The following is a 12,509-nucleotide window of genomic DNA, read 5'->3' as shown; positions in this document are numbered from 1 at the left end:
GAATTGGAATTTCTGTGTATCGAACGCTTTAGAAGAGTGAGGAGGGAGCGGATGAATCCGCAAGCACATATCTGGGTGTGGGAGCAGATAGAAAGCCCAGTCGGGGCTCTAACCATAGCACGAACCACACAGGGGATTTGTCGGATCGTGTTCGGTCGTGGTGAGCACGTCCGGTCAGGAATAGAAGTGTGGGCCAAACGTTGGTTTCGTAGCGTGACGATGGAGGAGAACGAACAGGAAATGAAGTTTATTACCGACCAATTGCATGAATATTTCGCTTGTTCAAGGCGAGAATTTGACTTGCCTCTCGATTTGTATGGCACGCCTTTTCAACAACGGGTGTGGAATGCTTTATCTCACATTCCTTATGGGGAGTTGCGATCGTATAAAGATGTTGCGCAAGCGATTGGTGCACCTAAGGCGGTGCGCGCAATTGGGAATGCCAACAATAAGAACCCTGTTCCGATTGTCATCCCGTGCCATCGTGTGATTGGTAGTAGTGGCTCTTTAGTCGGCTATGGTGGTGGGCTTGATAAGAAGAAGTTGTTATTGGAAATGGAAGGTTCTCTTCCTCTTGAATCCGTCTCTTCTTCGTGAGAAAGATAACTACGACAAACCAGAGAAGAGAGCAAGTGAAGCGGCGTTTATACGCCGTTTTTTGTTTTGTTCGCTTATCGTCGCACATCCTTTTTACTGGCTCATACGATAATGAAGAAATCCTAGAAACCAGAGTGTGGAGGAGGAAAAAGGTGTGCAAGGATGGACGAGTGCACGTTATAATCGTCAGGCAGCGGTTCAGTATGCAGAAACATGGTGGAATCAATATAACCCGCGCTTTCAGAAATTTGAGGTGGATTGTACCAACTATGTCTCGCAGTGTCTCTTTGCAGGGGGGATTCCTATGGCGGGATCTGCCAGTCGCAGTCGGGGATGGTGGTACCGTGGATCAGGGGCTCCTTCCGATAACTGGAGTTTTAGTTGGTCTGTGGCACATAGCCTACGGCTATATTTAAAAAGTGGAGGGATCATGAAAGCGGTTCAGGTGGAAGCACCGACGCAATTGCAACTGGGAGATGTGATCTGCTATGATTGGGACGGCGACGGAACGTGGAATCACAATACGATTGTGACAGCTTACGACAGACGAGGAATGCCTTTGGTTAATGCACATACGCTTAATAGCCAGCATCGCTACTGGGCCTACCGCGATTCTCATGCGTGGACACCCTCTACGAAGATTGAGTTTTTTCATATTGCAGGTCCTACTTAAGACCGAATCGGTCTGAATAAGAAGGCATTCCCATGGTATAATGAAGGGGATAAGAAGAGGGAGGAGAGGCAAGATGTCATTTCATATTGTACTGGTCGAACCAGAAATCCCACAAAATACGGGCAGTATTGCTCGTACCTGTGTCGTGACAGGAACCGTTCTTCACCTTGTCCATCCTCTGGGCTTTACGATTGAAGACAAGTATATTAAGCGAGCGGGGATGGATTATTGGCCCCAAGTGGATATTCGTCACTATGACTCTTTTAAGGAGCTAGAAGAGACGTATCCGGATGCGCGCTTCTTCTGTGCGACGACGAAAGCGGACAAGCCGTACACGTCTTTTTCCTACCAGGAAGGGGATTTTTTTGTATTCGGGAAGGAGTCTGCCGGATTGTCGCGTGAGATTTTGGATACACACCGGGAGCGACTGATTCGTGTCCCCATGAATCCAGATTTTCGTTCACTCAATTTGGCGACTTCGACGGGAATTGTTATCTATGAAGCGTTGCGCCAAGTTGATTTCCCTCATTTAACCTAGGTTTTTATAGAAGAAAGGAGCGAGTAAGATGGGGCGTGTCGTTTGTTTTGATCTTGATGGAACATTGTTACCGATGGATACCCATACGTTTGTGCAGGCTTATCTGAATTCCATTACTCCTCACCTCACCGAGATTGCGCTACCAGAGCAGTTGCAACGAAGCTTGATGGAAGCACTAATAAATATGGTGCGGAGTACAGATCCCACGCAGACCAATGAGGACGTATTTTGGGAACACTTTTTAGCCGGAATAGGAAAAGAGAGAGAGGAAATTGTGCCGATCTTCGTGGACTACTATGAAGAGCATTTTCCAAAGTTGATTGGTGATGTGAATCCATCGCCACTGTCTCGTGCCATCGTGGAAAAGGTGTTGGAGCACGGATACGAGGTCGTCGTGGCGACCAATCCAGTCTTTCCACGGCCCGCTATTGAGGAGAGGCTGCGCTGGGCAGGAGTGCATGACCTTCCGTTTAAGATGGTCACGTACAGTGAAGAGACCCATTTCTGCAAGCCGAATCCTCGTTACTATCAGGAAATTACTGAACGGATCGGAGTGGATCCGCAAGAGTGCATCATGATCGGGAACGATGTACAAGAAGACCTAGTGGCTAAAACCCTGGGAATGAAGACTTACCTGGTGACAGATCATCTCATTGATCGTGGATCTCCACAGTTCCAACCCGATCGTCAGGGAAGTCTGGAAGACTTGTGGCAAATGGTGCAGGCAGATAAAAATTGGTTTGCAGAATAAGTAGACTGACCAGTCGGGTCAAGTGAAAGGGAAGCACATGGGATATATTTCGATGTGCTTCTCTTTTTTTTGCCCACACCTCTATTTGGATGATGGAATATGGTGATCAGGTCCAATATCCATCGGAAATTTAAGGAGGAAGTGTGCAGTGAACAAAAATGTTTCCAGATCACTTGTGTTTGTATCCAGAGATGAATGGGACGGAGAATGTTGCTACTGTGCAGATGGAGAGAGATGTCGATTTTACTTTTTTCATGATCGCGTGAGTTTCCGATTTACAACGGGAGCAGGGGATGAGCATCTTGTTCTACGGTTTGTTGACGCTAATCCGGACGTGGATATTCGGTTGGAAGAAGGGAACCAGGTTACTTATAAAGGGATTTGGAATGGGGTTGACCTCATTTTCTCAGGGAATGAGGAGCACTTAAAGTATGATGCCATTGTCTATCCGGGAGCTTGCATCGAAGATATTCGCTTGTGCTATGAAGGTGGAGATTCGGTAAGACTTGATGCAGGTGGCGACTTATTCGTCTATACGGACCGAGGCATTCTCCGTGAAGGAAAACCGGTAAGTTTTCAATGGACAGCGCAGGGGAGAAAAGAGATACCGACGAAGTTTCAACAGTTTTCAGATGAATCCATCGGATTTGTTGTCGCGGAAGAAGCTTATGATCCATCCACTGTGATGGTGATTGATCCGATTGTTTTCTATTCTACCTTTCTAGGTGGAAGTAGCGTCGATATTGGAAGGAATGTTGCCATAGACACCGACCAAAATGCTTACGTTGTAGGTGCTACCCTCTCTATGGACTTTCCTGTTACGTCGGGTGCATTCCAGACAATCAATGCGGGATCATCCGATGCCTTTGTTTCAAAAATCAATGCGGCAGGCAGCACCCTTCTCTATTCAACCCTCCTAGGTGGGAGTGGCGCAGACGATGGGGCTGGAATTGCATTAGATTCTTTTAACAATGCGTATGTGATTGGAGCAGCAGCATCAGCCGATTTCCCCATTACATCGAACGCATTTCAAACGAGTCTCGCAGGTGCTTCCGATGTGTTTGCTACCAAGTTAAACGCTACAGCAACATCCCTTGTCTATTCCACGTTTCTTGGTGGAAATAGTGTAGATAGCGGTAATGCCATTGCTGTTGACGGAAATCAACTGGCATATTGTGTAGGGACTACGAGGTCCACTAATTTTCCGATCACAACAGGTGTTTTTCAGACAACCCTCAGAGGGTCCAGCGATTTTTTTATAACCAAGTTGAATGTTATGGGAAGTGCACTCGTGTACTCCACGTACTTAGGGGGAGATGGGCTAGAGCTTAATCTAGATATTGCGCTCGATCCCGAAAATCAGGTTTATATCACGGGTAGAACACAATCAACCAACTTTCCAGTCACCTCAGGAGCGTTTCAAACGATTGCGGGTGGCGGAATAAATGATGCCATTGTCACCAAATTGAACGCAGATGGCTCCTATTTGATGTATTCCACCTATTTAGGTGGAAGGGGTAGTGATGGTGGCAATGCTATTGACCTTGATGAAGCGAATAATGCCTATGTGACAGGTTCTACAAATTCTACCGACTTCCCCACAACAGCGAATGCTTTTCAAACGACGCTGTTGGTTACGGATGCATTTGTCACCAAGTTGAATGCTACGGGAAGTGCGCTGGTGTATTCAACTTATTTAGGAGGTAGTGGGGTTGAACAGGGTCAAGGCATTGCTGTAACTTCCTTTGGTTCGGCTTGGATAACCGGTGGCACAAGCTCTGATGACTTCCCAGTTACATCAGATGCTTTTCAAGATAGTCGTGCAAGTTCAGGATCAATTTTTGATGCATTTGTAACAGAAATGAGCTTTTCCGGTCAGGGACTCTCGTTTTCTTCTTATCTCGGTGGCATCGGATTTGATAACGGTTTTGGTGCAGCGCTGGATACTGTTGACAATGCTTACTTCGTAGGGCAAACTTTTTCAGCAGATTTTCCAGTTACTTTTCAAGCGCTTCAATCTCAATACGCAGGGAATGGTGATGCTTTCATCACAAAAGTAGGAAATCTGACGTCGGTTGGTGCCACGGGTCCAACCGGAGCGACGGGTCCCATCGGGGCCACCGGTGCACAAGGTCCAAGGGGACCGAGAGGAAGGCGCGGACCAAGAGGTCCGAGAGGGCCACGTGGTGCAGGTGGAGGAGAGTTTGGAGGTTAGCGCATTTCTTACTCATTTACTCAGTGAGATAGAAATGAAATCATTTCTGTAATCTACTCGTATTCGACTCCTTCAGACGGTTGTCCGTTATAGAAGGAGTTTTTCTATTTTCTTTGGTGGACTTTGTAATCAACGTAGTAAGATTCACAAGCGTATCGTTTGGTTTTCGCTATGTATCCGAGATGAATTTGCTTCTTTCCGAAAGGGGAATGACAAAGTAGATTCGTGAAGATCAAGGTGAGTGATACTTATGATTCAAGTTGAACAACATCAAAAGCAGAGGAAGAAGGAGCAGGGATGAAAATTGACGAGGATGATTCAGTGATAGGCGAAAGAAGAATGGGTAGTACACTCAATATGAGTGTTCATCATAAGATAATGCATCTCAGTGACATTCATTGGAGGGTTATGAAATGAAAAGAGTAAGGGAAGATGGATTGCATACGTTAAGGCTTTCCCCATTTGAAGCAAGCGGGGATTTGACACGTTCCTATATCGGACAGGGGCAGGAAATCCGGTACACATTTCTGTCAGAGGGAGTTCAGTTTGAATTAGGTGGATCGATGGAGGTGAGTTTGAAGTTTGTTGGCGCTCGTGAGGGAGTTGTCCCTCAAGGAGTTACTCCGCAAGGACAGGGGTTTGAACAAGTTGTCTATGAGGATGTTTGGCAAGGGATTGATGTAATCTTCTATGGACAGGGAGAGCAGTTGAAATATGATGTGGTGGTTCATCCGGGTGCTCATATTGAAGCCATTCGATTGCAGTATGAGGGTGGAGGGGGTCCATCATTAAATGAGCAAGGTGACTTGTTTGTTCATACGAGCCAAGGCATACTTCGTGAAGAAAGACCGGTAAGTTTTCAATGGACAGAGCAAGGAGAGAAAGTGGTGCCGACCCATTTTCAGATACGTGTAGATGGGTCGATCGGATTTGCCGTCGAGCAAACAGAGTATGATCCAGCCAAAGTACTTACTATTGATCCCGTTGTTTTTTATTCTACCTATTTAGGGGGAAGAGGGGGTGACAGTGGGAATGCCATTGCGGTTGATTCTGCACGCAGTGCTTATGTAACTGGTCAGACAGATTCTACGAATTTCCCGATAACCTCTGGCGCCTTTCAGACGGTATTTGGAGGTGGTGGAGACGATGTATTTATTACGAAATTTAATGTAGCTGGTAGCTCTTTGATCTACTCTACCTTTATAGGGGGAAGTGTCACCGATGTAGGCCTAGGGATTGATGTGGATGCTTCAGGAAGCGCCTATGTTACAGGGCGAACCAATTCTACCAATTATCCAACGACTTCTGGAGCATTTCAAACGATATCTCCCGGTGCTTTTCTTACGAACAGTGTGTTTGTAACGAAAATCAATCCAACAGGGGATTCTCTTGCGTACTCGACATTCCTAGGAGGAAGTGGCAATGAGAGGGGGAATAGTATAGCGGTGGATGAAACAAACAATGCTTATGTAACGGGGGAAACGAGCTCCACTGATTTTCCAATAACCACGGGTGCTTTTCAGTCGGTGTATGGAGGTGGTGGAGAAGATGTGTTTGTAACGAAATTAAATACAGCGGGGACGGCATTAATATACTCCACGTACTTAGGTGGAAATGGTGGCGATACTGGACGTGGAATTGTTATCAATGGAAGTAGCCAGGCCTTCGTAACGGGCGATACAGATTCGATAGATTATCCAACAACACAGGGTGCTTTTCAGACGGTAGGAGGTGGAGGTTTTAATGATGCCTTTATCACTCGATTGAATGCTTTAGGTTCATCGTTGGTTTATTCCACTTATTTAGGCGGAAGGTTATCCGACACTGGACATTCTATTGATATTGATGGTGAAAATAATGCTTACGTGACAGGGGTAACACTCTCAACAAACTTTCCGACGACACCCAATGCTTTTCAGACAACCGTAGCCGGTTCAGACGCCTTTGTATCCAAGTTGAATCCCGCAGGGAGTAACCTGATTTACTCGACGTATCTGGGTGGGAATGATAGTGAAACAGGATTTGGAATTGCGGTAGACTCCTTTGGTGGCGCTTGGGTAACAGGACAAACCGGTTCAACCAATTTTCCCGTTACATCGGATGCGTTTCAGGACAGTAATGCATCGGCCCCGACATTTAGTGCCTTTGTGACTCAGATAAGCTATTCTGGTCAAGGGCTATCCTTCTCATCATTTTTAGGAGGAAGTACTTCAGATATTGGTATGGGTGTCGCGCTTGATAATCAAGAGAGTGCCTACTTTACTGGACCGACGTTATCCGTTAATTTCCCTGTTACTTTTGGTGCTTTTCAAAGTCAATCCGCAGGGAGCTTGGATGCCTTTGTTACGAAAGTAGGGGAGCTTACTTCAATAGGCGCAACAGGACCAACGGGTCCAACAGGAGCTATCGGAGTGACCGGTGCTCAAGGAGAACGTGGACTTCGAGGAAGGCGTGGACCAAGGGGGCCAAGAGGTCCGCGTGGTACGGGCGGAGGAGAGATTGGCGTCTAGATAAGATGGAAAATACTTTCTGAAAATCATTTGCTTTTGACTCACTCAGCAGGCCATTTGTATAATAGGAGATTTTCCGTGGTAGCCAATCGAGAAACTCGTCCGTTGCGACGGGTTTTTTGTATCCTTTTTAGGCGTAGAAACGAAAGAAGTAGCGAAAGAGGCAGAGGGTAGCGAAGATATTATCCTGATTTTTGGTATAAGAAAGTTAATCAGCACGAAGTGTTGGTTCGATAATGAAAAATCGCATATTTAAAGCATCCACTTCACCATCAACTGTGAGTCCAGCAGGTACCGCAATCTGGATTCCGGCTACAAATACTTGGGATGCATTATAATTAAAATCTACTCCGAACTGGAAACCCAGTTACGTAATTTGGGGCGAATAAAAAATTATCTTTTTCATTGACATATAACTGACACAATTGCATGATATAGTTACAATATGATGACAGATATTCAGTATTATTTCTAATTCGGAATAAACTCATGCTCAAGATACATATTTCCTTGTTGAATTAATTGCTGTCATCATTATTTTCTGTAATAAAAAAATATTTGAGGAGAGATGTAAAATGAAAAGAAAATCAATGGTTGCAAAGGTTCTATTGTCCATGCTGTCCATCCTTTTTGTGGCATCCATTCAATTGCCTAATGCGGAGGCTTTTTTCGACCCGAAGATCAGTTTCCAGTGTAACGAAGGGCGCTATTTAACGTGGAGTGACTTAAGTGGTTCTAGTTACGAGGGGATCAAATTAGATTTTAATCAAGATGCAGAAGATTTAGGTGGTACATCCATTTGTATCACAAATAGTGATGGCGAAAAATCCTGCATCACGATGGATGGTAGTGAGTCCATTGCCGAATTTGACTTTGAATCAGATCAAACGTATACACTTCGGATAGCTGATCACGATGTAAATATTAGTGGTATAGCTACATTATATCGTAGATAGTCATTATCCCAAGGTGACTATAGAGAATAGTCACCTTGGTTTTTCTACATCACTTGGAATAGTAAAGTCCAACTATGGTTGTGTATAAATTTATCCCTATGAGGGGGATATACCAGCAGGCGAGCACCTGTGCGGTGCTTTTTGTGGTGGTAATCATCTAATCGCTTGAAATGAAAGGGTCCTGGGAAGATTGTGGATTAATGGAATTTCCTTACGGATCATCAATATTGTAAACTCCCTAGATGGATAGGATTCGAAGCGTTATTTCCGTGATTGGATAGTAGAAATAACCGATGGATTTTGACCAATTTTGGTTCCTTCAAAGAAGCCAAATCCAGGAGTTTTGGGCAGTGTGATTGTTTCAATGACTCGAAATCCTGCACTTCTTGCGAATGCCTGTCTGGCAGCTACAGTAAATGAAACGTCCAAAGCATTAACAGGAATAAAAACCCTTCTTGTTTGATTAGGTGGAATCACGATGACAATGTTTATATCTTCATTGCTGAATGAAAAGTCGGTAACAAACCGAAAAGCTAGTGTTGATGTTCGATTTCTAAATATTGAACACTCGAAAATAAACACCTCCTTTCAAGATTTTTTAAGTAAGGATTAAAAGGAGATCCAAGAATCTATTAGTAAAATATGTTTACTACCTGCTATTTGACCATGCTATTATCACTTAGATGAGACCCATTTTGAGTAAAAAATTGAAGTATGGAGGGTTAACTGAAATGAAGAGGTGGAAGAGCGATTTCTATAGATCATCCATCGCATGCTAAGACTAGAAGACATGATGGTGAGGCGAATGATGTTATCTACGGTGAACACTCTTATGACGAGGGTGTTTTTTTGAGATGAAAAGGAGTCATCTGTCTGCTATGTGTAATAACAAGCTCCATCCGGATGCTTTTGTCACTAAAGTCGGAACCCTTACTACGTTAGGTGCGACAGGTCCAACAGGTGCAACTGGACCCGCAGGAGCTACAGGACCTCAAGGTCCAAGAGGACTGAGAGGACGACGCGGACCAAGGGGACCAAGAGGAGCACGTGGTGCAAGTGGGGGAGAGACGGGTTTATAGTTAGGATAAGTAGAAGGATCATTGCGTAATAGTTGGAAGATTAATTGGTGCACAAAAGAGTGAGTAACTATTGGATTTTCTATTAAATAGCTATAGTTTCTACAGAGAATAACAAGTTAGTAGATAAGGGAAGGGAAATCAATAAAGTTACCGCCTATCAGAGGAGGCGTTACTTTACTGGCAATCGAGATCGTTATTTTCAAGGGTGGAAGCTCTTCCTCTCTATGTGTGAAAGAGGGCGTAGGATGTCCTTCTGAGTGACTTTGCAACGTACTTATGCGCTCGCGAGAAGAAGGATTTCCTGGCTCTCCACTACACTGTGAGAAAACCGTCCCATGCAGTCAGCTTTTATCTCGGGGTGTGTGGAGATAAGCCATGGGGGTCTCTATCAGAAAATGTTGCACTTATAAAGGGGGATTACCATAGGATAAAGCACCATGTTAACATCCAATGGAGGGATATAGGGTGAAAAAAGTGCAACACGAAAGACAGATTCTTCAGTTTAAGCGGTTTAATGGGGATGAGAAGGATGATTATGTAGCGCAAGGAGAGGAAATCCAGTTTATATTTCGGTCAGAGGGAATCCAGTTATTAATGAATGATTCTTCTGAACTGATGTTACGTTTTGAGAATGGATCAGAAGATGTTATTCCCGAGGTAATAGAGAGGGATGGTCAGGGAATCGAACGTGTAGTTTACAAAAATGTTTGGCAGGGGATCGATGTGATCTTCTATGGACAGGGAGAGCAGTTGAAGTATGATGTGGTTGTTTATCCAGGAGCGCGTGTAGATGATGTTCGGCTGAAATATGAGGGTGGAAATGGAGTGACTCTTGGCGAGTACGGTGATTTATATATTTATACAAATGCAGGCGTTTACTGCGAAAAAAAACCAACTAGCTTTCAGTGGACAAAGCAGGGGAAAAAGCAAATTCGCACACAATTTGAGCTCAACAAAGATGGCTCTATTCAATTTGGAATAGATAGAGAGAAGTACGATCCTACTCAAATGATTGTCATTGATCCGGTTGTTTTCTATTCCACTTATCTTGGGGGTTCAGGAGTAGATACCGGGAATGACATTGCGGTGGATGAAGCACAAAGTGCATATGTAGTTGGACAGACGGCTTCCACAGATTTTCCTGTGACAACAGGGGCTTTTCAAACCATGTTTATGGATGTTGCTGATGTATTTGTTAGCAAATTTAATAAGGATGGTACTTCCCTTATTTACTCTACTTACATTGGAGGAAATCTTGATGATTTAGGAGTAAGTATCGCTGTGGACAGTGCTAATCGTGCTTATGTGACGGGAAGAACCGATTCGAGTAACTTTCCTGTAACTTCTGGAGCCTTTCAGACGATGCCAAGATCCATATTTGTAACGAAATTGAATGCCCCAGGTACTTCCCTTGTCTATTCTACTTATTTGGGAGGTACAAGTTTGCTAGATGCAAGTTATGCTATAGCAATTGATGGGGAGGGCAATGCTTATGTGACTGGAGAAGCACAATCCACTGACTTCCCAACGACAACAAATGCTTTTCAAACGATTTTAGGAGGGAGTTCAGATGCATTTGTAACTAAATTAAATACAACAGGAAGCAATCTAGTCTATTCTACATTTTTAGGAGGGAGTTCGATTGATAGTGGACGTAGTATCATTGTGGATGATAGCGATCAAGCTTATGTTACTGGTTCCACTCAGTCAACGGATTTCCCTATAACTACAGGTGCTTTTCAGGTTACGTTTGCAGGAGTATTTGATGCATTTATTACGAAGTTGAATGCTTCTGGATCATCGCTCATCTATTCCACTTTTCTAGGTGGTTCCAATCAAGATGGTGGCAGAGGCATTGACTTAGATGGAGCCAACCATGCGTATGTGACAGGATTTACGTTTTCTGTGGACTTTCCAACAACGAATAATGCGTTTCAAGTTACTCGACCTGGACCTGAATCTGCTTTTGTAACAAAGTTGAATCCAGGGGGGAGTGCGGTCGTCTATTCCACCTATTTAGGTGGAAGTCAGCGTGAAAATCCCTTGGGCAGAGGAGGTATTGCTGTAGATTCGTTTGGAGGGGCATGGGTAACAGGGAATACCAATTCAACTGATTTTCCGCTTACCTCGGATGCTTTTCAAGATAGCTTAGCGGGAAGTGATGACGCCTTTGTTACACAAATGAGTTACTCTGGACAGGGAATTTCTTTCTCTTCTTATCTTGGGGGTAGTCAGAATGAAAGTGGAAATGGTGTGGTGCTAGATTCAGCGGGATCTGCTTACTTCATTGGCTTTACAGCTTCAACGAATTTTCCAGTCACTTTTCAAGCGTTTCAGGAGACCAATTTCTCACCAGGGATTAACAGCGCTTTCGTCACGAAAGTAGGGTCGCTTACCTCCGTCGGTGCTACCGGTCCTACAGGAGCGACGGGTCCAGCAGGAATCACTGGAGCGCAAGGTCCAAGAGGGCCAAGAGGACGGCGAGGTCCGAGGGGAGCAAGGGGTGCTCGTGGTGCGGGTGGCGGGAGTGAAGAGTTTGGCGGATAATTCTCCAAGGAGTAAGCAACTGATAGCGTGTGTACCTATTCATGGCGAAAAGGAGTCTTTAACGGAGTATCGTAGCAGAACAGACAGAGTAACTCTCCGAAATTGAAACGGGTAGGAGGAGTTGTATTCAAGATCGGTAGAAATATATCGAGTTTGAAGAGTTCGTTATTTTCTAAAACAAATTTGGATGTCTCTAGAAATTACCTGTGTGCTGATTACCCTGAAAAATGACAAAATGCTTCGCATAGTGAACAGTACCATGAGGAAGATGAAATAACATGAGGCCCTTACTAAATTTTAAAGTAAGTTATAGTGACCGACCAATGCCCAGTGAAGGCTTCTTAACTGGGTTTTTTCTACGCAAAAGAAATACGCCGGCATAACTCTATTCTGGAGTAAATTTGTCCTTCATTTTGTTCAATGCCAATATATTGCATGGGTTAGCGCTGACTCGAAGGCGTCAGGTAGGAGTAGAATCCAGCGTAATAAAGAAGATGCTCATTGGAATGTGAAGAACGTGAATGGCGTAAGGGTGTTGGTGCCAAAAGGGTATTCGTTGACGGAGTACTTTTGTCTATAGAATTTATGGGCTTATAACGCCTACACCTCTTTTCGGATGACGACGTACATGTAGGATGAGGGA

At 44.4% G+C, this 12,509-nt stretch carries 9 protein-coding genes; all 9 read left to right on the top strand.

Annotation, left to right across the window (positions count from 1 at the left end; genetic code table 11):
• Positions 1–51: 51 nt before the first annotated feature.
• The gene (locus AC6RGY_RS14060; RefSeq protein ID WP_499863968.1) at positions 52–597 is read left to right on the top strand and encodes a methylated-DNA--[protein]-cysteine S-methyltransferase; all 546 of its coding nucleotides are present in this window, start codon (positions 52–54) and stop codon (positions 595–597) included.
• A 154-nt stretch (positions 598–751) separates the two neighbouring features.
• A complete protein-coding gene (locus tag AC6RGY_RS14055; RefSeq protein ID WP_499863966.1) occupies positions 752–1,270 on the top strand; it encodes an amidase domain-containing protein in 519 nt (172 codons plus the stop codon).
• Positions 1,271–1,343: 73 nt separating this feature from the next.
• Positions 1,344–1,808 (top strand): tRNA (cytidine(34)-2'-O)-methyltransferase, encoded by a 465-nt coding sequence (locus AC6RGY_RS14050; RefSeq protein WP_499863964.1) that lies wholly within the window; start codon positions 1,344–1,346, stop codon positions 1,806–1,808.
• 28 nt (positions 1,809–1,836) lie between these two features.
• Positions 1,837–2,559: an HAD family hydrolase gene (locus AC6RGY_RS14045; protein ID WP_499863962.1), complete on the top strand. Its 723-nt coding sequence runs from the start codon at positions 1,837–1,839 to the stop codon at positions 2,557–2,559.
• Positions 2,560–2,707: 148 nt separating this feature from the next.
• Entirely contained in the window at positions 2,708–4,774 is a 2,067-nt protein-coding gene (locus tag AC6RGY_RS14040; RefSeq protein ID WP_499863961.1) for an SBBP repeat-containing protein, read from the top strand.
• Between the two features lie 413 nt (positions 4,775–5,187).
• Positions 5,188–7,284 carry an SBBP repeat-containing protein gene (locus AC6RGY_RS14035; protein WP_499863959.1) on the top strand — a complete coding sequence of 699 codons (2,097 nt, stop codon included), beginning with the start codon at positions 5,188–5,190 and terminating at the stop codon, positions 7,282–7,284.
• A gap of 575 nt (positions 7,285–7,859) precedes the next feature.
• Positions 7,860–8,240: a hypothetical protein gene (locus AC6RGY_RS14030; protein WP_499863957.1), complete on the top strand. Its 381-nt coding sequence runs from the start codon at positions 7,860–7,862 to the stop codon at positions 8,238–8,240.
• An 854-nt stretch (positions 8,241–9,094) separates the two neighbouring features.
• Positions 9,095–9,319, top strand: coding sequence for a hypothetical protein (locus tag AC6RGY_RS14025; RefSeq protein WP_499863955.1), 225 nt, complete (start codon positions 9,095–9,097; stop codon positions 9,317–9,319).
• Positions 9,320–9,784: 465 nt separating this feature from the next.
• The gene (locus AC6RGY_RS14020) at positions 9,785–11,866 is read left to right on the top strand and encodes an SBBP repeat-containing protein (RefSeq protein WP_499863953.1); all 2,082 of its coding nucleotides are present in this window, start codon (positions 9,785–9,787) and stop codon (positions 11,864–11,866) included.
• The last annotated feature ends 643 nt before the right edge of the window (positions 11,867–12,509 follow it).

The sequence above is a fragment of the Mechercharimyces mesophilus genome (genome assembly GCF_059818345.1).
Note: the sequence above shows the minus strand (reverse complement) of the source record. Positions and strands in the feature narration are given on the sequence as shown.